Origin of the sequence: Solwaraspora sp. WMMA2080, from assembly GCF_027497395.1 — a bacterium.
Classification (GTDB): domain Bacteria; phylum Actinomycetota; class Actinomycetes; order Mycobacteriales; family Micromonosporaceae; genus Micromonospora_E.
The window spans coordinates 4,818,729-4,838,754 of sequence record NZ_CP114910.1 but is presented as its reverse complement, the minus strand read 5'-3'; the positions used below and the strand labels follow the sequence as shown (position 1 = coordinate 4,838,754).

Sequence of the window (20,026 nt, the reverse complement as noted above, 5' to 3'; positions counted from 1 at the left end):
GTCGACGCGGGAATCACTTCAGCCGCTCCCGGGCGTGCAGGTGGTTCTGGGCCTTCATCCAGTTCTCGATCCGCAACTGTTCCTCGCGGCCTTCCCGGACGGCCTGCTCCCACTCGGCCCGGCGGGCCTTGTCGGAGCGGTACGACGACGGCATCGCCCCGGGCGCGACCACCGGCACGTCACCGCGGGCCCGGCGGGCCTCCAGCATCTTGCGCCCGTTCGGGCCGAGTGGCTCGTGGCCGATCTTCTCCCGCAGCTTGAGGACCGCGTCGATGAGCATCTCCGGGCGGGGCGGGCAGCCGGGCAGGTACATGTCGACCGGCACCACGTGGTCCACGCCCTGCACGATGGCGTAGTTGTTGAACATGCCGCCGCTGGAGGCGCAGACCCCCATCGACAACACCCAGCGGGGCTCGGCCATCTGGTCGTAGATCTGCCGCAGCACCGGGGCCATCTTCTGACTGACCCGACCAGCCACGATCATCAGGTCCGCCTGCCGCGGCGAGGCCCGGAAGACCTCCATGCCCCAGCGACCCATGTCGTAGTGCGGAGCACCGGCCGCCATCATCTCGATCGCGCAGCAGGCCAGGCCGAAGGTCGCCCCCCAGACGGAGGTCTTGCGGGACCAGTTGACCAGCTTCTCCACCGAGGTGAGCAGTACGCCGGCGGGGAGTTTCTCCTCGATTCCCATGGTTCCTCCGTCAGTCCCAGTCGAGCCCGCCGCGCCGCCACTCGTACACGTAGGCGACCGAGACGGCGACGATGAACAGCGAGACCGCGACGTAGCCGAACGCGCCGAGCGGGTCCAGCGAGACCGCCCACGGGATCAGGAAGATGATCTCGATGTCGAAGATGATGAACATCATCGCGGTCAGATAGAACTTGATCGGGATCCGACCGCCGCCGACCGGCTCCGGGCTGGGCTCGATCCCACACTCGTACGCTTCGAGCTTGGCCCGGTTGTAGCGCAGCGGCCCGGCCAGCCGGGCGGCCGCCACCGAGAACAACGCGAAGGCCGAGGCGAGGGCGAACACCCCGACGATGGGTATGTAAGGCGAGAGTGACATGGGTTTCTCCTGCTCGTCCTTCCCTGCCCGCGGTCAGTTTCCAGCGATCTGTGATGTCTCCCGCCGGGACCGGGCGTCGTTGCCCCATCCTGGCGACTACTGCGGTGGGCCGACGGCCCGGGGTGCTGCCGGCGGCGTCACACGGCCGGAGCCACCTTGGTCATCGCGTTGATCATCCGGTCCATCGCGTCCCCGCCACGCGGATCGGTCAGGTTCGCCAGCAGCTTCAGCACGAACCGCATCAGTGTCGGATGCGGCATGCCGTGCTTGGTGGCGATTCGCATGATCTGTGGGTTGCCGATCATCTTCACGAAGATGTTGCCGAGCCGGTAGTAGCCCCCGTAGCGGGCCTTCAGCTCGTTCGGGTAGTGCGCCAGCGCCCGCTCCCGGTCGGCGCCGGCCGGCCGGGCCAACGCCTGCACCGCCACCTCGGCGGCGAGCTCACCGGACTCCATCGCGTACGCGATGCCTTCACCGTTGAACGGGTTGACCATACCGCCGGAGTCGCCGACCAGCAGGACTCCCCGGGTGTAGTGCGGGACCCGGTTGAAGCCCATCGGCAGTGCCGCGCCGAGGATCGGGCCGTCGGCGTTGGCCTCGTCGGCCAGCCCCCAGTCCGGTGGTGTGCTGCCCAGCCAGTCGGTGAGCATCCGCCGGTAGTTGGTCTTGCCGAAGGCGCTGGACGAGTTGAGTACGCCCAGGCCGACGTTGACCCGGCCGTCGCCCATGCCGAAGATCCAACCGTAGCCGGGCAGCAGTTTCTCGCCGCCCTCCCGGCTGCGCAGCTCCAGCCAGGACTCCAGGTACTCGTCCCGGTGCCGCACCGGCGACCGGTAGTACCGCCGGACCGCGACTCCGATCGGCCGGTCCTCGCGCTTGGCCAGCCCCATGGCGAGCGGGAACCGGCCGGAGACCCCGTCGGCGGCGACGATCAACGGGGCGTGGAAGGTGGCCGGCTGCTTGTCCGGGCCGACCTCGGCGGTCACGCCGATCGCCCGCCCGGTGGCGTCCAGCACCGGGGCCACCACGTTGGTGCCGGTGTGCAGCACCGCCCCCGCCTCGACCGCCTGCCTGGCCAGCAGATCGTCGAAGTCCAGCCGGGTTCGGACCAGGCCGTAGTTGGGGAAGCTGGCCAGGTCGGGCCAGTCGAGTTCGAGCCGGATGCCGCCGCCGATCACCCGCAGGCCACGGTTGTGCAGCCAGCCGGCCTCGGGCGAGGTGTCGACACCCAGCTTGATCAACTGCTTGACAGCGCGCGGCGTGAGCCCGTCACCGCAGACCTTTTCCCGGGGAAACGTGGTCTTTTCCAGCAGGAGCACCCGTGCGCCGTGCCGGGCGAGGTGGAAGGCGGTCGCGGAACCGCCGGGGCCCGCCCCGACGACGATCACATCGGCTTCGGTCTCGCTCACAGCCACCTCCCGTTCGCCTCCCAGTCGCTCGTGAAATGCTTCACAAGCCGTCTCGCAGGTGAGTCTAGAACCGTTAACAGGGCGGCAATCGGTTAGGCGACCCTAACCCTGCGAGGTAGCGACCTCGGCGGGTGACCGACGACACGAAATCACCCATCGACGGACACCAAGCAGTGGCGGACCCGTCGCTCGCGCTCCCGGATCCGGCGTACGGCAGCACGGCACCGCTCCCCGATGACGTGGCGCTACGCCCGGGTCGCATGGCGCTACCGCCGGGTGGCGCGGTGCAGCGCCACGATCCCACCGGTGAGATTGCGCCACTGCGCCGACCGCCACCCCGCCGCCGCGATCCGCCCGGCGAGCGCCGCCTGGTCCGGCCACTGCCGGATTGACTCGGCCAGATAGACGTACGCATCCGGGTTGCTCGCCACCGCGCGGGCCACCGCCGGCAGCGACCGCATCAGATAGGACAGGTAGAGCGTCTGGAAGGCGGGACTGGTCGGCTGACTGAACTCGCACACCACCATCCGCCCGCCGGGCCGGGTCACCCGGGCCAGCTCGGCCAACGCGGCATCGGTGTCGACCACGTTGCGCAGGGCGAATGAGATCGTCACCGCGTCGAAGCTGGCGTCCCGGAACGGCAACGCCAGGGCGTCCCCGGCGAGCAGTGGCACCTGTGGACGGGCCCGGCGGCCGGCCCGCAGCATGCCGAGCGAGATGTCCGAACCGACGGCCCACACCCCGCCCCGGCCGAGTTCGGCGGTGGAGACTCCGGTGCCGGCACCGACGTCGAGCACCCGGTCGCCGGGAAGCAGGTCGAGCGCAGCGCGGGTGGCCCGGCGCCACCGCCGGTCCTGGCCGAAGGAGATCACCGTGTTGGTCAGGTCGTACCGGCCGGCCACGCCGTCGAACATCGCGGCGACCTCGGCCGGCTGCTTGTCCAGGCCGGCGCGGACCGGCGGCGGGATGTCAGTCACGCCCGACCACTTTGCCAGTCGCCCGTCCCGACCTGCGGCGCGGGGCCGGCGGCGAGGGTGACCGAGGCCACATACAGTACGGGCGAGGTGGGTTGAACCACCTCGCCCGTACTGCCGTGCGTTATGTAGACGGCCCCCTCGGACCGCTGGAGTACGGCTCCGGCGACCACCGCCATCAGGGGACGTGACCTGCGACGACCAGGGGGACGGCGTCGCGGCGCGAGCGGCTGCCGGAACGTTGTTGACGAGGACGTTAGCGGCCGACGGGAAGCTTCGCGCCCCTCGTGATCAACACGTTATGGCTCCTTGGCCTAAGGTTCGCGCCGCCTCGCCGCATCGACGGCACTGTGTGCCACGACCGGCCGATCACCAGCCCACCCGCCGGCCGACTGGGGCTGACTGGTCGGCCTCACCAGCCAGCCGATCGGACGAATCCGGGCCGGTCAGCGCACGGCCCCGGCCGGGTCAGTGCGCGTCGACCAGCGGCAGATCGCGGCGGGCCCCGCCGTTGGGCAACGCGATCGAGGAAAAGTGCGACACCACCCGCTCGTCGGTCGGGTCGTCCGCCGGATCGCGGTGGACGGCGAGATGGTGGTACTCGGTGTCCCGCTGGGCGGGGATCCGGCCCGCCGAGCGGATCATCCAGATCAGCTCGTGCAGGTTCGACCGGTGCCGGGCGCCGGCCGAGGAGATCACGTTCTCCTCCAACATGATCGAACCGAGATCGTCGACCCCCATGTGCAGCGCCAACTGGCCGACGTCCTTGCCGGTGGTCAGCCAGGACGCCTGCAGGTGCGCCACCTGGTCGAAGAAGAGCCGGGAGACCGCGATCATCCGCAGGTACTCCAGGGTCGTCGCCTGGGTGCGGCCCTTGAGATGGTTGTTCTCCGGCTGGTACGTCCAGGGGATGAACGCCCGGAAACCGCCGGTGGAGTCCTGGACGTCCCGGATCATCCGCAGATGTTCGATCCGCTCCGCGTTGGTCTCCCCGGTGCCCATCATCATCGTGGCGGTCGACTCGATGCCGTGCCGGTGCGCCAGCTCCATGACCTCCAGCCAGCGCGCCCCCGACTCCTTGAGCGGGGCGATCGCCCGCCGAGGGCGGTCCGGCAGCATCTCGGCGCCGGCACCGGCGATCGAGTCCAGCCCGGCGGCCTTGATCCGGGTGATCGCCTCGTCCAGCGAGACGTCGGACACCTTCGCCATGTGCAGGATCTCGCTCGGCCCGATCGAGTGGATCACCAACCGGGGGTACGCCGCCTTGACCGCGCCGAACAGCTGCTCGTAGTACTCCACCCCGAAATCGGGATGGTGGCCACCCTGGAGCATCACCTGGGTAGCGCCCAGCTCGACCGCCTCGCCGCAACGACGCAGAATCTCCTCAATCGGGTGGGCCCAGCCCTCGGCGTGCTTGGGCGCCCGGTAGAAAGCGCAAAAACGACACGCGGTGACGCAGACATTGGTGTAATTGATGTTGCGATCGATCAGATACGTCACGACGTTGTCCGGGTACCGGCGACGGCGCACCGCGTCCGCGGCCTCGCCGAGGGCGTGGAACGGCGCTTCGGTGTAGATCAGCAGCGCCTCCTCGGCGGAGATCCGCCCACCGTCGGCGCCACGCTGCAGGATGCTGTCGATCTCCCGGCTGGTAGTCACGCATGAAGCGTACTGCCATGTCGAGGGAGGGGCAGAGCGACCGGATGACGCCACTGCGCCGCCACCTGCCTCTGGTGATCCTGCTCGCCGCCGGTCTCGGACTGCGGATCGCCTACCTGGCCGCGTATCAGCCGGCGTTCTGGTTCCACGGCGACAGCGGCGAGTACCTGCTGATGCTGCAGCAGCCGCTGGAGCCGCACCCGAACCGGCCGATCGGCTACGTTCTGCTGCTGTCCGCGCTACAGCAGACCCGGACACTCGCCGCCGTCGCGGCCGTGCAGCACCTGCTCAGCCTGCTGCTCGCCGTCGCCCTGTACGCCCTGCTGCTGCGCCGGGGCGTGGCCCGCTGGCTGGCCACCCTGGCCGCCGTACCGCTGATCTTCGACTCCCTGGTCCTCACCATGGGTCACTACCTACTGCCTGACCTGATGTTCACGGTGCTGTTCGCCGCCGCGGTCGGGGCACTGCTCTGGTCGTCCCGACCCGGTCCGGTGGCGGCCGTTGTCTCCGGCGGGCTGATCGCCGTCGCCTGGGTGACCAAACCCACCGCGCTGCCGGTCGCCCTCCTGCTCGCCGGCTACCTGGTGGTACGTCGGGTCGGCTGGCGGCCGGTGCTGGGCTACCTGCTCGCCTTCGGCGTGCCGTACGTCATGGTGATGGTCTGGATCGGCGACCGGCAGAGCGTCTACAGCGCGCAGAGCGGCACCGCCCTGTACGGCCGGGCCGCGATGATCGCCGACTGCGACCGCATCGAACTGACCGACGAGGAGCGGGTCGCCTGCCCGGACCAGCCGCCGGGCCAGCGTTGGGACCGGGCCGATGCGTTCTTCTGGCGGCGGCCGGCCCGACTCGGCGACTGGGTCTACACGCCGGAGGGTGCCCAGGTGCTGACCAGCTTCTCCCGGTCGGTGATCAGTCAGCAGCCCGGCGACTACCTCGCGACGGTCGGCCGGGAGAGCGCGGCACACTTCGTCCCCGGTCTGTACCTCGGGCCGATGAACGAGTGCCTGCGGCAGCGGCTGGTGCCGCCGGTCCGGTTCCGCTCCGCCGACGTGCGGGTCGAGCAGAGCTGTCCGCCAGCCCAGGCGTCCACCGGATACCAGGCAGCGGTCGCCGAGCCGGTCGTCGCGGACCCGGCCACCCCGCTGACCCGGACACTGCACCAGTACGGCAGCTGGACCCGGGGCATCCCGGTGGTGCTGTCGTTGGCGGTGCTGCTGACCGTCGCGGCGCTGGCCGCCGGGCGGCGGGTCGCCGGCTGGATCCGGCTCGACACCGTACTGCTGGTGGTCGCCGGCCCAGGGCTGGCCGTGTTCACCGTGGCGATCGGCATGTACGAGCCCCGGTACGCGCTGCCGGCCCTGCCGCTGGCAGCGGTGGCCGCGGCCCTGGCCGCCCAGGGGCTGATCCACCGTCGACCGCTGGCCGGTGCTCCCGCTGTCGGCGGTTCGGCCAAGCAGAGCGGAACGATCGATTGACCGGCCGACTCGCAACTCGTATGGGCCAGGCCGCATAACGTGAACAAACCCGAGAATGAGTCACGAAGAGCATTCAGAAAAGCGATCGCAACGCAGATGAACTCACGTTTGTCTTGTGATCCCAAGGCGATGATGCATCTAGCGCTTTGTCGCCGACGCAACTACTCTTGGCTGCGGCCGAACAAGGCACCGCCCGGTTACCGCCTTCGGCCGGCATCACAACAGCCAGTCGGGTCTCCGTCTTCCATACCTCAACCGGACCCCCGTCCGGACGTGCCGCCGAATACCGATCTCGGCGAACCCTCGTGCGCAAAATCCCCCTATCCGCCCGCAGCCAAGGAGACAACGTCATGTCAGGTGATTCACTGCCGCGGACCGGCGCGAACCTTGCGGTCACCCTCGGTGGTGTGGCCGGTCTCGGGCAGCTCAGCCTGCCACTGCCACTCATGATGGCGGTCACCGCAGCAGTTATGATCATCATCGGAGCGGTTCTCATCCGGTTGTCGTTCCGTCGAGGTCGCTCCGCCGCCCATCGATGACCGCGACCCTCGTCAGGGGCCGGATCCTCACCGCCGCAGCATTCCTTCTGGCGGCAGTAGCGGTATGGGCGGCCCACCATGCGTTTGCAGCAATCGGATTACTCAGCGCAGGCAACGGGCATCAGTTCGCGGCGATCTACGTCCTGATGTACGGACTGCTGGTGTGGCAGCTGGGATTTGCCTACCTCAACCAGCCCTACCAGGTTGGCCCGGCCAGACAGCGGCTCCTCGATACGCTGGACGTGGCCGCGTTGGTCCCCGCGTACAACGAGGACCCGGCCGCGCTGCGCGCATGCCTCGAGTCCATGATCGGTCAACGACGACGGCCGCAGACGATCGTCGTGGTGGATGACGGTTCCACCACCGGCGACGTCGGGTACGCCGAGACCCGCATCTGGTTTCAGCGGGCAGCCAGCGACAGCGGCATCCGTCCGGTATGGCTGCGCCAGGACAATGCCGGCAAGAGACACGCGCAGGCAGCCGGGGTCGGCCAGGCGCCGGACGCGGATGTGTACTGGACGGTCGACTCGGACACGATCAGCGACCCGGAAACGCTCAACGAGCTACTCAAACCCCTCGCTGATCAGACGGTGCAGTCCGTCGCCGGGATCGTGATGGCAGCCAACGTTCACGCATCGTTCCTGACCCGGTTCACCGACCTGTGGTTCGTCACCGGCCAGCTGACCGATCGGTCCAGCCTGTCAGTGTTCGGCGCGGTCTGGGTCAACTCGGGGCCCATCGCCGTCTACCGAGGCCAGGTGATCCGCGACAATCTGGACAGCTATCTGCATGAAAGGTTCGCAGGACGTCGGGTGCCGTTCAGCGACGACTCGATGCTGACCCTGTTCGCCATGCTGCGCGGCCGAACTGTGCAACAGCCCAGCGCGTTCGCCTTCGCGCTGATGCCGGAGCAGACCGGCCACTTCCTGCGGATGTTCATCCGCTGGAGGCGCGGATCGTTCATCCGGTCACTGTGGCGGATGCGATACCTGCCGTTGCGGTCGTGGGCGTACTGGCTACACCTGATTCGATGGGCGACGACGCTACTGTCCACCGCACTGTTCCTGACCATCGCGGTGGTACAACCGATCCGGGAGCCTTCGCTGGCCGCGTTACCCTGGCTCATCTGTGTGCCAATGGCGATCGGCTACGCACAGTGCCTCCGCTACCTGGCGATCCGCCGGTCCGACCAGTCGGCGGCGTACCAGTTGGGGACTTGGATGCTCGCCCCGGTCGCAGTGCTCTGGGCGATGCTGGTACTGCGCGCCGCCCGGTGGTACGGCGTGGTCACCTGCTGGAAGACCGGATGGGGCACCCGAAAGACGGTCGAGGTCACGTTGAGCGCCCCGTCGATTCCCGAGCAGCGGACCGCCCACGTCGAGCAGCCCTCCGGAGCCGGTGCCAAGGTGGTCTCCTGACGCTAGCCTGCATCCATGCGACGGGTGTCGGTCATGGGGGCACCAGGCTCAGGTAAGTCCACTCTGGCCGCCGAGTTGGCCGTACGGCTCGGTGTGCCGCACATCGAGTTGGACGCCCTGTTCCACCAGCAGGACTGGCAGCCGACACCGGAACCGGAGTTCCGGGAACGGGTGGCGGCCGCAGTCTCCGGCGACGGCTGGGTGGTGGACGGCAACTACTCGACGGTGCGCGACCTGATCTGGCGGCGAGTCGACACGGTGATCTGGTTCGACCTGCCGCGCCGGCAGGTGATGCAGCAGATCGTCCGACGTACGGTACGCCGCGCGGCGCACCGGGTGGAACTGTGGAACGGCAACCGGGAGCGCTGGTCGAACGTGTTCAGCCTTGATCCGGAAGAGTCGATCATCGTCTGGGCCTGGCAACAGCACGCCCGTTACCGGAGCCGCATCCAGGCCGCTTCGGTCGACCCCCGGTGGCGCCGGCTGCGGTTCGTCCGGCTCACCTCCCACCAGCAGGCCCGCCAACTGCTCGACCAGCTCGGTCGACGATCATCCCCGTGACGCCCGGCAGCCGTCGTGGCCAGCGCGTCAGGCGTCGTAGTCGACGGTGAGCGTCGGCGTGGTGGGCGCCGACTGGCAGGTCAGCACATAACCGTTGGCCACCTCGTCCGGCTCCAGGGCGTAGTTGCGGGCCATCGTCACCGCGCCGTCGACGACCTTCGCCCGGCAGGTCGAGCAGACCCCACCCTTGCAGGCGTACGGCAACTCGGACCGGACCCGCAGGGCCGCGTCGAGCACCCGCTCCCCCGGCCGCGTCCGCACCGTCGACGCCCGCCCGTCGAGCAGTACGGTCACCTCCGTACTGGTCACGTCCGCGCCGGTCACCTCGGTGCCGGCCGGATCGGTGCCTGGTGCCGCGTCGACATCGGTAACCGCGTCGGCGCCGGCCGGCGGCGCGTCCCCGGCGTGAAAGAGTTCGCTGTGTACGGCCTCGGCCGGCACGCCCCGCTCGGTGAGCACCTGCCGGGCCGTCATGACCAGCGCGTACGGCCCGCAGAGGAACCATTCGTCCACCTGGTGTCCCGGCACCACGGTGTCCAGCAGCCGGCCGAACCGGGCGGCGTCGATCCGCCCGGTGAGCAACTCCGCGTCCTGCGTCTCCCGGGACAGCACGTGCACCACCTGCAGCCGGTCCGGGTACCGGTCCTTCAGGTCGGCGATCTCGTCGGCGAACATCACGGTGTGCGCGGACCGGTTGCCGAAGACGAGCGTGAACCGGCTGCCCGGCTCGGTGGCCAACCCGGTGGCGAGCAGGGACAACACCGGCGTGATGCCGGAGCCGGCGGCCAGCGCGCCGTAGTACCGGCTACGGCCCGGTTCGAACTTGGTGGTGAAATGCCCGAGCGGCGGCATCACCTCCACGGTGGCCCCGGCGGCAAGCTGGCGCACCGCGTACCCGGAGAAGGCACCACCGGCGACGTGCCGCACGCCGATCCGCAGCCGGCCGTGGTCGGCGAGCTCCGCCGGGGTCGAGCAGATGGAGTACGAGCGGCGGATCTCCGGGCCGCCGGCCGGGTCGACCAGCCGTACGGTCAAGTGCTGTCCGGCCTGGAACCGGTACGCGTCGCGCAGCTCCGGTGGTACGGCGAAGGTGACCGCCACGGCGTCGGCGGTGAGCTGATCGACATCGGCGACCGGGAGGGGATGGAACACCGGGCGCCGTCGCGCCGGTCGACTGATCGTCACCGCCATCAGAACGCCTTCATCTGCTCGAACGGCTCGGTGCAGGCCAGGCACCGCCACAGCGCCTTGCAGGCCGTGGCACCGAATCGACTCAGCTGCTCGGTGCGCGGTGAGCCGCAGGCCGGGCAGCGTACGGTCACCGGCACCGGCACCGGACCGACGGTGGCCGGCGACGGTGGGGCGATCCCGGCGGCAACGAGCTTGCGTCGGCCAGCCTCGGTGATCCAGTCGGTGCTCCAGGCGGGCGCCAACTCGGTGACGACCGCGACGTCGGTGAAGCCGGACCGGTGCAGCGCCGCCCGGATCTCGCCCCGGATCAGCTCCATCGCCGGGCATCCACTGTAGGTGGGGGTGACCGTCACCCGGACAGCGCCGGTGGCCTCGGTGACCTCGACGGCGCGGAGAATGCCGAGCTCGGCGATGGTGAGTACGCGGATCTCCGGGTCGACGACGGCTTCGACCGCCGCCCGGGCGGCCGAGCCGGTCCCACCAGCGGCCGAGCTGGCCCCACCACCAGCCGAGCTGAACCCGCCGGCTGCAGCGGGGGGTCCGGTCACCATCGCGCGCCTGGGTGGGCCCGGTGCACCACCTGCATCTCGGCCAGCAGGTACGACAGGTGTTCGGTGTGCCGACCCAGCCGACCGCCGCCGGGCCGCCAGCCGCCACCGTCGCCAGCGGCGGCGGACCCGGTGCCGGCAGGCGCGGCCAGGGTGGCTTCGGCAAGGATCGGACCGATGACGGCGAGCCAGTCGGCCCGCAGGTCGGCGGGGCCACTGCCGGGCACCGGGGCGACCAGCTCATAGGTGTACGGCCAGAGTTCGTCGACCGCGTACTGCATGCGGCGGCGCGACTCCTCGGTGCCGTCGCCGAGCCGCAGGGTCCACAGCCGCGCGTGGTCGAGATGGTAGGTGGACTCCTTGGCCGCCTTGCCGGCGATCGCGGCGAGCCGCTGGTCGGCGCCGGCACTCAGCACGGCGTAGAGCCGGAGCTGGTACGCGGCGAGGAACAGCAGCTTGCCGATGGTCATCGCGTAGTCGTCGTCCGGCAGCTCCACCAGCAGGCAGTTGCGAAACTCCTGGTCGGAGCGGAGAAAGGCCAGGGTGTCCTCGGTGACCGGCTGGTCGGCCGGCGCGGCCGGCACCGCATCGGGGGTGAGCTGCTCGGCGGCGTACGACAGCAGCAGCCGGGCCACGCCGAGCTGGTCGAGCGCGATGTTGGTGAGCGCGACGTCCTCCTCCAGCTCGGGGGCACGGGCGCACCAGGCGGCCAGCCGCTGAGCGGTGATCAACGCGTCGTCGGCCCAGCAGAGCAGCTGGTCGGGGGGTGTCGTGGTCACAGGTGCTGCGCTCCGTCCGGCACCTGGTAGAAGGTCGGGTGCCGGTAGACCTTGTCGGCCGCCGGGTCGAAGAAGGCGTCCTTCTCGTCCGGGCTGGACGCGGTGATCGACTCCGCCTGTACCACCCAGATGGAGACACCTTCCTGCCGTCGGGTGTACAGGTCGCGGGCGTGCCGCAGGGCGAGCGCCGCGTCCGGCGCGTGCAGGCTACCGACGTGGGTGTGGGCGAGCCCGCGCCGGGACCGGATGAAGACCTCCCACAGCGGGGTGGGCGGGGTCCGGGCCGCTTCGCCGCTCATCCGGCCTCCGCTCCGACTGGCGGAGCGCCCACTCCGGCCGGCACGGTGCCGACCCCGGCCGGTACGGTGCTGGCTTTCCGCCGGCTGGCCTGCTTTTCGGCGTACGCCCGGGACGCCTCGCGGACCCAGCCGCCGGCGTCGTGCGCGGCCCGCCGGTGGGCAAGTCGCTGCCGGTTGCACGGCCCGTCGCCGCGGATCACCCGGAGCAGTTCGTCGTAGTCCGGCGGGGTGAAGTCGTACGCCTGACGCTGCTCGTTCCACCGTAGGCCGGGATCGGGCAGGGTGAGCCCGAGCGGGCCGACCTGCTGGACGCACATGTCCACGAAGCGTTGGCGCAGCTCGTCGTTGGAGAACCGTTTGATCTTCCATCGCATCGACTGGCCCGAATGGGTCGAGTCGGCGTCCGGCGGGCCGAACATCGCCAGCGACGGGAACCACCAGCGGTCCACCGCGTCCTGGGCCATCTGACGTTGGGCCGGTGTGCCGTGCGCGAGGGTGTGCAGGATCTCGTAGCCCTGCCGCTGGTGGAACGACTCCTCCTTGCAGATGCGGATCATGGCGCGGGCGTACGGGCCGTATGAGCAACGACACAGTGGGACCTGGTTGATGATCGCCGCACCGTCCACCAACCAACCGATCGCGCCGACGTCTGCCCAGGTGAGCGTGGGGTAGTTGAAGATGGAGCTGTACTTCTGCCGGCCGGCGAGCAGCAGGTCGAGCAACTCTTCCCGACTGACGCCCAGGGTTTCCGCCGCGGCGTACAGGTACAGCCCGTGGCCGGCCTCGTCCTGGACCTTTGCCAGCAGGATCGCCTTGCGGTGCAGGCTGGGCGCCCGGGTCAGCCAGTTGCCTTCGGGCTGCATGCCGATGATCTCGGAGTGCGCGTGCTGGGCGATCTGCCGGATCAGCGTGCGCCGGTAGCCGTCCGGCATCCAGTCGCGCGGCTCGATCTTCTGGTCGGCGTCGATCATCTCGGTGAAGTCCCGGTCGGGATCGGTCGAGCGGTCGGGATCACCCGGATCGTCCGGATCGGCCAGCTCGTCGGCGACGCGTGGACCGGGGATCCGGCCGCGTAGCGCCGCGGCGCGCAGGTCAGCTTCAGCGGCCTCGACCTCGTCGAGGATCCCGCCGCGGGCGCCACTCACCGTCTGGGCGTCGTCACCGTCCACCGACATAGTGTTACAAGAATCCCCAGTCGTAGCCAAGCCCTGTAACAGCTGTCGAAAAATCTTCACCGCCAGAGACCAAGTCGGGACAGCGAGCGATCAGCGACGCCTGGTGAATGTGATGCTTATCCACTTATCATCCTGAAAATACTCAACTAACTGGACGAACCATATCTATCCGACACCCATCCCCCGAGATCTCCGGCGCGCGAGGGCTGGCACTCCGAGATTCGCCCCGTAAACTGCCCAATGGCGCGGCGGCGACGACGTTCAAACCGGCCCACCTGACTCGCATCTGTCCGCAAAGAAACCCACAGTTACAGAAACACCTCGGTACCAGGACCTTCCCGGACCGACGCAAACCTGCCAGAGAGCACCGACGAGCTGAAATCATCGATTCACTCCCCGGAGCAGTCCCCATGAGTTCACGCGTGACACTCACTGTCGTGCTGGCAGCCCTGGTGGTCGGTGCCGTTCTGGTGGTCCCCGCCGCCTCGGCCCGGTTCCTCGGCGGGACCCGGCCGGACGCCAACCGGCCCGTCGACGAGCTGACCGATCCGCCCCTCGCCATGGCCGAGTCCCCCGGGCCTCCAGCCGTGCCGACGTTGCGGGCCGCAGCGGTCTCGGTCCCGGTCACCGGTTTCATGACCTGGGCGCTGCTGGACCGCGACAGCGGCGAGATCGGCGGCTCGGCCAACATGACCGAGACCAGCTCCACCGAATCGATGATCAAAATCTGGATCGTCGCGGACTACCTACGGCAGCTCGATGACGCCGAGCCTGATCCGGAAATTCTGCAGCTGGCCAGCCTGGCCATCCGCGACAGCGACGACCGGGCCACGGACCTGCTGTTCTACAGTGCCGGCGGCGAAGACGTGATCACCCGGATGATCAAGATGTGCGGCCTGCAGCAGACCCGGATGGTCGTGCCGCCGAAGGAGGACAACGTCTGGTGGAGCTACACCCAGATGTCCGCCCGCGATGCCGTGCTGATGGGCGAGTGCGTCAAGAACGGCACCGCCGCCGGCCCGTTGTGGACCGATTGGGTGCTCGACGAGATGTCTCAGGTGCGGGGCGGGATCGCCGCCTCCGAGCAGGAATCCACCTCCGGCGGTGGCCGCTGGGGCATCATCGATGGACTACCGGAGAGCCTGTTGCGGGAGTCGCCGGTCGGCATCAAGAACGGCTGGACGCTGATCTGGGCGGACGGCATGTGGCACCTCAACTGCCTGGCCGTGCACGACGACTGGATCCTCGCGGTGATGACTCGCTACCCGGGCCCTTACGGCCTCGAGTACGGGGCGGGCATCTGCCGCGAGGTGGCCCGGCAACTCGTCACCCCACACGCCGGCGCCGCCATCCAGCTGCCGGCCGAACTGCCGCTCCCGGCGACACCGGCCAACTGACATGCCACCCACCTCCTGGATATCGTCGACCCGCCGGCTGCGCCGGCTGTTCACCAGCGGACCGGGCCGGCTGATGGCCAGCCGACCCTCCCAGCTGGTGACCGGGCGGGCAGGCGGCGTAGCCCGGCACACCCGGGCCAGGTGGCGTACGCCGCTGATCGTGATCGGTCTGATCGCTCTGGCAGCCGCCGGCATCGCCGGGTCGCGGCTGGTTCCCGCCACGCCGTTGGCCGCCGCTGGTGAGCAGCCTGCCGACCGACAGGCCACCAACGGACGGGCCACCGACCAGCAGCCCAGCTGGCATCAACCGACGTCGAACCCGATGGCCGGCCCGAGCGAGAGCCCGACCCCGGAGCCCGACCCCACGCTGTCACCGCTGGCCGTCGCGCCGACCACGGTACAGCTGGACGGCATCGACGGCTGGTGGTCGTGGGCGATGCTCGACCAACGCACCGGCGAGATCCACGGATCGGCCAATCTGGCCGAGACCAGTACCACGGCGTCGCTGATCAAGGCGTGGATCGCCGCCGACTACCTGCGTACCTCGGCCGAAGCGGGTCGGTCGCCGAGCAACTTCCGGATGCAGCAGCTTGAGATCATGATCAGGGACAGCGACAACCAGGTCGCTGAGGAGCTGTGGCAGGAAATCGGCCGAACCGCAGCGACCGAGCGGATGATCCGGATCTGCGGGCTCACCGACAGCCGCAGCTCGACCGAGAACAGATGGAGCACCACCCGGCTCTCCCCCCGCGACGTGGCCCGGATCGGGGCGTGCATCGCCGATGGCCGGGCGGCCGGCGCCGAGTGGACCGACTGGCTGATGACCGAGATGCGCAGCGTACGCAGTCCAGGTGATTTCGGGGTGATCGAGGCATTCCCGGCAGACGAAGCCGATGGGATCGCCATCAAGAACGGCTGGGTGATCCGCGACGATGAGCAGAAGTGGCACGTCAACTGCCTGGCGATCGGCGACGGGTGGACCATCGGGGTGATGACCCGGTTCCCGGCCGACCGGCCCTTCACGTACGGCGGACAGACCTGCCGTGCGGTGGCGCAGCAGTTGCGGGCAGCGGCAACCACCTCGGCCGGCAGCTGAGCCATCCAGACGCGGTCAGGCAGGAAGAACTCAGGGCAGGAAGAACTCAGGGCCGGCAGACGGCAGTGCCGGGGCGGCACCCGACCGGGCCGCGCGGCGGGCGAACTCCCGCAGTCCGGCCACCTGCCGGTCACCGAGCGAAAAGTCCAACGCCCGGAAGTACGACGCCAGCGTCGGCGCGTCGAACGGCTCCCACCTGGCGGCGGCCCGTGCCACCGCGTCTAGCTCGGCGAGGCACAGGTCACGCGACCGCAGGAACGCCTGGTGGACCTCCTTGACCTGGCCGGGGTGGGCGGCGGCGAAGTCCCGGCGGACCGCCCAGACGGCGAAGACCATCGGCAGCCCGGTCCAGTCCCGCCACGCCTGCCCCAGATCGGTGACAGCCAGACCGCGCGCCGGCGCCTCGTGGTGGGCCCGCAATGCGACGTCGCCGATCAGCACGGCGGCGTCGGCCTCCAGCAGCATCTGGGTGACGTCCGGCGGGCAGGTGAAGTAGTTTGGTTCGACGCCGTACCGCTCGGCCAGCAGCATCCGGGCCAGCAGCACACCGGTACGCGAAGTGGAGCCGAGCGCCACCGGGCGGCCGGACAACTCGCCCAGTGGCCGGGTGGTGACGACGTTCACCGACAGCACCGGCCCGTCGCTACCTACCGCGATGTCCGGCAGCAGCAGGAACTGGTCGGCGTGCCGCAGGTACTCGACCAACGAGATCGGGCCGATGTCCAGGTCGCCAGCGACCAGGGCGGCTCCGAGCCGTTCCGGGGAGTCCTTGTGCAGGTCGACGTCGAGCAGCGCGCCGGAACGCATCAGCCCCCAGTAGATGGGCAGGCAGTTCAGGAACTGGATGTGCCCGACCCGTGGTCGGCGCAGCCCGCCGCCCTCACCCCCGTCACCGTGACTCATGATCTCCACGGTAGCCGTCGGGCAGTCGCCACGCCCGGCGGCGGCCCGGCCTGTGGCGCACCCCGCACCCCCGGGCACCCGTCGAACAGATCGCCCCGGCAACCCCGTCGCGCCGGCATAGCGGGGAAATCTGATTGACCCGCGACGGGCCAGGGGTAAAGTCGATGGCCGCTTGACGGCCGCGGTGAGTCGCACCGCAGCGGACGTCCCCCGCGCCGGGCACCGGCCGACCCGGTTCCGGACACGCGAGCGAGCACGCCGGCGATCCAGCCAGGAGTCAGCATGCCCGCACCCGACCGCCCCGCACCCGACCGCCCCGCACTGGACCGCCCCGCACCCGACCTGGACGGCGAACTCGCCGCCGAACGCGCTCATCTGACCGCGTCCCGCGCCGCCCTCGCCCGGATGCGCAACCGGGCCGAAGCCCTGTTCAGCACCGGCGATCGGGTCGCCGGGGACGCGTACACCGCCGAAACCCTGGGCAGGCACCTGGCCCGCCGGGTCGCCGAGCTGGCCGACAACCCGGACACGCCGCTGTTCTTCGGCCGGCTCGATGTCGAAGACGATCCCGACCTCGACGACGGAATTGACGACGCCCCTGAGCCAGGCGGTGAGCCCGATCCGGGCGGGCTGCCGGCCGGCCGGCACCGAATCAGTCGCCACCACATCGGCCGCCGGCATGTCGCCGACAACACCGGCGAACCACTGGTGCTCGACTGGCGAGCGCCGCGCAGCCGGGCCTTCTACCAGGCCAGCGCCCGCGACCCGCAGCAGGTACGGGTCCGCCGCCGGTTCGGCTACGCCGGCGGCGAACTCACGAGCTTCGAGGACGAACACCTCGACCGGGGCGAAGAGCTCGGCACCGCCTCACGCATCCTGACCACGGAGATCGAGCGGCCCCGGGTCGGCCCGATGCGGGACATCGTCGCCACCATCCAGCCCGAACAGGACGAGCTGGTCCGGGCTGAGCTGGCCGAGTCGATCTGCGTGCAGGGCGCGCCCGGCACCGGCAAGACCGCGGTCGGGCTGCACCGGGCCGCCTATCTGCTGTACGCGCACCGGGAACGGCTACGCAAGGCCGGCGTGCTGATAGTCGGGCCGAACCGGGTGTTCCTGTCCTACATCGCCAACGTGCTGCCCGCCCTCGGCGAGGTCGAGGTAGCCCAGCGCACGGTCGCCGACCTGATCGACTCGGTGCCGGTGCGCGCCGACGACACCCCGGCCGCCGCCGCGCTCAAACACGACCCGAGGATGGCGCAGGTGCTGCGGCGCGCCGTCGAGGCGTACCTCGGCGAGCCGGACGAGTCGATCGTGGTGCCGGACGGCTCCTACCGCTGGCGGATCGGCGTCGAGGCGTTGCACCGGATCGTCCGGACGGTCCGCGAGGAGGATCCGCCGTACCGGATCGGTCGGGAACGGGTGCTGGCCCGGATCGTCGCGCTGCTGCAACGCCAAGCCGAAACCCGGCGTGCCGAATCACCGAGCGACGCCTGGCTGCGGCGGATGGCCCGGGTGGCCCCGGTACGCGCCCTGCTGGACCGGGTCTGGCCGGCGCTCACCCCGACCGAGGTGGTGTCCACGCTGCTCACCGATCCGCAGCGGCTGGCGGCCGCCGCCACCGGTCTGCTCGACGAGGCCGAGCAGGCGGCGCTGCTGCGACCGTTGGCCAGGTCGGTCCGCACCACCAGATGGACCAAGGCCGACCTGGTGCTCATCGACGAGGTCGCCGGGCTGCTCGACCGGCCGACCGGGTACGGGCACGTGGTGATCGACGAGGCGCAGGACCTGTCGCCGATGCAGTGCCGGGCGATCGCCCGGCGCAGCGAACACGGCTCGGTCACCCTGCTCGGCGACCTGGCGCAGGGCACCGCCCCGTGGGCGGCCACCGACTGGCACCGCACGCTGACCCACCTCGGTCGGCCCGACGCCCCGGTGGTGCCGCTGACGGTCGGCTTCCGGGTGCCGGCGGTGGTGGTCGAGCTGGCCAACCGGCTGCTGCCGGCGCTCGAAGTGGACGTACCACCGGCGGTGTCGCTGCGTCGCGACGGTTCGCTGTCGCTGCGTACGGTCGACGATCTGACCGGTGCCACGGTGGCCGAGGTACGCGCGGCGCTGACCCACGACGGCTCGGTCGGGGTGATCGCCGCCGAGTCCGCGCTGCCCGGCCTGCGCGACGCGCTGACCGCAGCCGGTATCGAGGTCACCGGAGCCGCCGGCGACCCCGGGATCCGGGTGTCGGTAGTCGCCGCGACCGAGGTGAAAGGGCTGGAGTACGACCACGTGGTGGTGGTCGAGCCGGCCGCTATCGTCGCGGCCGAGCCGCGTGGGCTGCACCGGCTGTACGTGGTGCTGACCCGGGCGGTGTCCCGGTTGACGGTGCTGCACGCCGACCCGCTTCCGACCCCGCTGGGCGACCACTGCCGGACCGACCGGCGGCACTGACAGAACCGACCGGCGGCACTAGCAGAACGGCGCGCGCCACACCGCCCGCCCCCTCCAGGTTGGCCCGGCGACAGCTGGGAAACAATCGCCAGGTGAGCGATGGAGGGACGGCCGGGCAGGACCGCGCCGGTGGCGGCGGCCGGCGGCTACTCGGTTTCCTGCTCGCTGTGCTCGCGGTCGCCGTGGTGCCGTTGACCGCCGAGGTGCTGCGGCACCGGCTGCCGGACCGGCTACCGATGCACTGGAACACGGCCGATGTCGTCGACGCGACCAGTTCGCTGACGAACAGCGTGACCGGCTACACGATCGGCGCGGCCGCCGGGGCGGTGCTCGCCGCAGTCGGGGTGCTGCCGCTCGGGCTACGGTGGCAGCTGCGGCGGTGGCTGATCACCATCGGCGCGGCGGTCGCCGGCTTCGTCGCCGGGATCTGGCTGACCACCGTGGCACTTTCGGTCGATGTACTGGACCCGACCCGGGCGCCGGCGCCGAGCTGGCACATTCCCGCGCTGATGGTCGGGGTGACGGGTTGGACGGTGCTCGCGTACGCGGCGTGCGGTCAGCCGCCGGCCGGGCCGGCGGCGGACGGCCGACCCGCCGCCGAGCTGCCCCGGGTGCCGCTGCCGGCCGACGGTGCCGGGTGGACCGAGCAGACATCGGTGTCCCGCACCGGGCTGTGGATCCTGGTCCCGTTGCTGCTGCTCGCCGGGGTCCTGGCGGTCTGGATCAACGTCTGGGTGGCCAGCCCGGTGTTGCTCACCGTGGCGTTGGTGATGCTGCTGCTGGTCAACCGGCTGACCATCGACCGGCAAGGCATCCACATCGGATTCGGTCCGTTCGGGTGGCCGCGGATCAGCGTACCGGCGCGGGAGGTCGTCGGGGCCGTCCAGACGACGGTACGGGTGTCCGAATGGGGCGGCTGGGGCTACCGCTACCACCCCGACACGCGGGGACGTGGATTGATCACCCGATCCGGTCCGGGCATCCGGGTGCAGCTGTCCGGTGGGCGCTATCTCGTGCTGACCACCCGGGAGCCGCAGACCGCAGCCGGTCTGGTGAACACCATCGCCGACCTCGCCGACCGCTGATTCCGG

At 70.2% G+C, this 20,026-nt stretch carries 18 protein-coding genes; 7 read left to right on the top strand and 11 right to left on the bottom strand.

What is annotated here, in order from left to right; translation table 11 throughout:
• Positions 1–13 precede the first annotated feature (13 nt).
• The 5 genes from O7543_RS22020 to mqnC all read right to left on the bottom strand — a co-directional run bounded on the left by O7543_RS22020 (position 14) and on the right by mqnC (position 5,109).
• Positions 14–691 carry an NADH-quinone oxidoreductase subunit B gene (locus tag O7543_RS22020; protein ID WP_123607119.1) on the bottom strand — a complete coding sequence of 226 codons (678 nt, stop codon included), beginning with the start codon at positions 689–691 and terminating at the stop codon, positions 14–16.
• Between the two features lie 10 nt (positions 692–701).
• The gene (locus O7543_RS22015) at positions 702–1,067 is read right to left on the bottom strand and encodes an NADH-quinone oxidoreductase subunit A (protein ID WP_123607118.1); all 366 of its coding nucleotides are present in this window, start codon (positions 1,065–1,067) and stop codon (positions 702–704) included.
• Positions 1,068–1,204: 137 nt separating this feature from the next.
• On the bottom strand, positions 1,205–2,476 hold the full coding sequence (locus tag O7543_RS22010) for a geranylgeranyl reductase family protein (protein WP_281552101.1): 1,272 nt from the start codon (positions 2,474–2,476) through the stop codon (positions 1,205–1,207).
• 266 nt (positions 2,477–2,742) lie between these two features.
• Complete coding sequence (locus O7543_RS22005) at positions 2,743–3,444, bottom strand: demethylmenaquinone methyltransferase (protein ID WP_281567500.1); 702 nt, start codon at positions 3,442–3,444, stop codon at positions 2,743–2,745.
• 474 nt (positions 3,445–3,918) lie between these two features.
• Positions 3,919–5,109, bottom strand: a complete 1,191-nt coding sequence (gene mqnC / locus O7543_RS22000; protein ID WP_281552102.1) for a cyclic dehypoxanthinyl futalosine synthase — start codon at positions 5,107–5,109, stop codon at positions 3,919–3,921.
• Positions 5,110–5,126: 17 nt separating this feature from the next.
• Here mqnC and O7543_RS21995 point away from each other — a divergent pair, with 17 nt between their 5' ends.
• The 3 genes from O7543_RS21995 to O7543_RS21985 all read left to right on the top strand — a co-directional run bounded on the left by O7543_RS21995 (position 5,127) and on the right by O7543_RS21985 (position 9,105).
• On the top strand, positions 5,127–6,587 hold the full coding sequence (locus O7543_RS21995; protein WP_281567196.1) for a phospholipid carrier-dependent glycosyltransferase: 1,461 nt from the start codon (positions 5,127–5,129) through the stop codon (positions 6,585–6,587).
• Between the two features lie 685 nt (positions 6,588–7,272).
• Entirely contained in the window at positions 7,273–8,544 is a 1,272-nt protein-coding gene (locus tag O7543_RS21990) for a glycosyltransferase (protein ID WP_281567195.1), read from the top strand.
• A 15-nt stretch (positions 8,545–8,559) separates the two neighbouring features.
• Positions 8,560–9,105: an AAA family ATPase gene (locus O7543_RS21985; protein ID WP_281567194.1), complete on the top strand. Its 546-nt coding sequence runs from the start codon at positions 8,560–8,562 to the stop codon at positions 9,103–9,105.
• 27 nt (positions 9,106–9,132) lie between these two features.
• Here the strand turns inward: O7543_RS21985 and paaE are convergent, their stop codons facing one another.
• From paaE to paaA, 5 genes are read right to left on the bottom strand one after another with little or no spacing between them, the layout of a single operon-like run.
• The gene (gene paaE, locus O7543_RS21980) at positions 9,133–10,296 is read right to left on the bottom strand and encodes a 1,2-phenylacetyl-CoA epoxidase subunit PaaE (protein ID WP_281567193.1); all 1,164 of its coding nucleotides are present in this window, start codon (positions 10,294–10,296) and stop codon (positions 9,133–9,135) included.
• On the bottom strand, positions 10,296–10,847 hold the full coding sequence (gene paaD, locus O7543_RS21975) for a 1,2-phenylacetyl-CoA epoxidase subunit PaaD (RefSeq protein WP_281552108.1): 552 nt from the start codon (positions 10,845–10,847) through the stop codon (positions 10,296–10,298). The genes paaE and paaD overlap by 1 nt, the downstream gene beginning before the upstream one ends.
• Positions 10,841–11,623, bottom strand: coding sequence for a 1,2-phenylacetyl-CoA epoxidase subunit PaaC (gene paaC / locus O7543_RS21970; protein WP_281567192.1), 783 nt, complete (start codon positions 11,621–11,623; stop codon positions 10,841–10,843). Before paaC ends, paaD begins: the two co-directional genes overlap by 7 nt.
• Complete coding sequence (paaB, locus tag O7543_RS21965) at positions 11,620–11,922, bottom strand: 1,2-phenylacetyl-CoA epoxidase subunit PaaB (RefSeq protein ID WP_281567191.1); 303 nt, start codon at positions 11,920–11,922, stop codon at positions 11,620–11,622. Before paaB ends, paaC begins: the two co-directional genes overlap by 4 nt.
• Positions 11,919–13,097, bottom strand: coding sequence for a 1,2-phenylacetyl-CoA epoxidase subunit PaaA (paaA, locus tag O7543_RS21960; RefSeq protein WP_281552111.1), 1,179 nt, complete (start codon positions 13,095–13,097; stop codon positions 11,919–11,921). Before paaA ends, paaB begins: the two co-directional genes overlap by 4 nt.
• 410 nt (positions 13,098–13,507) lie before the next feature.
• Between paaA and O7543_RS21955 the strand changes: the two genes are divergently transcribed.
• Positions 13,508–14,494, top strand: a complete 987-nt coding sequence (locus O7543_RS21955; protein WP_281567190.1) for a serine hydrolase — start codon at positions 13,508–13,510, stop codon at positions 14,492–14,494.
• Between the two features lies 1 nt (position 14,495).
• The gene (locus O7543_RS21950; protein WP_281552113.1) at positions 14,496–15,590 is read left to right on the top strand and encodes a hypothetical protein; all 1,095 of its coding nucleotides are present in this window, start codon (positions 14,496–14,498) and stop codon (positions 15,588–15,590) included.
• Positions 15,591–15,620: 30 nt separating this feature from the next.
• Here O7543_RS21950 and O7543_RS21945 read toward each other — a convergent pair whose 3' ends face one another.
• Positions 15,621–16,493, bottom strand: a complete 873-nt coding sequence (locus tag O7543_RS21945) for a menaquinone biosynthesis protein (protein ID WP_281552114.1) — start codon at positions 16,491–16,493, stop codon at positions 15,621–15,623.
• A gap of 282 nt (positions 16,494–16,775) precedes the next feature.
• Here O7543_RS21945 and O7543_RS21940 point away from each other — a divergent pair, with 282 nt between their 5' ends.
• A complete protein-coding gene (locus O7543_RS21940) occupies positions 16,776–18,935 on the top strand; it encodes an AAA family ATPase (protein WP_281567189.1) in 2,160 nt (719 codons plus the stop codon).
• Between the two features lie 92 nt (positions 18,936–19,027).
• Positions 19,028–20,020: a hypothetical protein gene (locus O7543_RS21935; protein WP_281552116.1), complete on the top strand. Its 993-nt coding sequence runs from the start codon at positions 19,028–19,030 to the stop codon at positions 20,018–20,020.
• Positions 20,021–20,026 lie beyond the last annotated feature (6 nt).

Coding starts and splice junctions, on each gene's coding strand:
- O7543_RS22020 (WP_123607119.1), bottom strand. CDS start 691: ATGGGAATCGAGGAGAAACTCCCCGCCGGCGTACTGCTCACCTCGGTG.
- O7543_RS22015 (WP_123607118.1), bottom strand. CDS start 1,067: ATGTCACTCTCGCCTTACATACCCATCGTCGGGGTGTTCGCCCTCGCC.
- O7543_RS21995 (WP_281567196.1), top strand. CDS start 5,127: ATGTCGAGGGAGGGGCAGAGCGACCGGATGACGCCACTGCGCCGCCAC.
- O7543_RS21990 (WP_281567195.1), top strand. CDS start 7,273: ATGTACGGACTGCTGGTGTGGCAGCTGGGATTTGCCTACCTCAACCAG.
- O7543_RS21985 (WP_281567194.1), top strand. CDS start 8,560: ATGCGACGGGTGTCGGTCATGGGGGCACCAGGCTCAGGTAAGTCCACT.
- paaE (WP_281567193.1), bottom strand. CDS start 10,296: ATGGCGGTGACGATCAGTCGACCGGCGCGACGGCGCCCGGTGTTCCAT.
- paaD (WP_281552108.1), bottom strand. CDS start 10,847: ATGGTGACCGGACCCCCCGCTGCAGCCGGCGGGTTCAGCTCGGCTGGT.
- paaB (WP_281567191.1), bottom strand. CDS start 11,922: ATGAGCGGCGAAGCGGCCCGGACCCCGCCCACCCCGCTGTGGGAGGTC.
- paaA (WP_281552111.1), bottom strand. CDS start 13,097: ATGTCGGTGGACGGTGACGACGCCCAGACGGTGAGTGGCGCCCGCGGC.
- O7543_RS21955 (WP_281567190.1), top strand. CDS start 13,508: ATGAGTTCACGCGTGACACTCACTGTCGTGCTGGCAGCCCTGGTGGTC.
- O7543_RS21950 (WP_281552113.1), top strand. CDS start 14,496: ATGCCACCCACCTCCTGGATATCGTCGACCCGCCGGCTGCGCCGGCTG.
- O7543_RS21945 (WP_281552114.1), bottom strand. CDS start 16,493: ATGAGTCACGGTGACGGGGGTGAGGGCGGCGGGCTGCGCCGACCACGG.
- O7543_RS21940 (WP_281567189.1), top strand. CDS start 16,776: ATGCCCGCACCCGACCGCCCCGCACCCGACCGCCCCGCACTGGACCGC.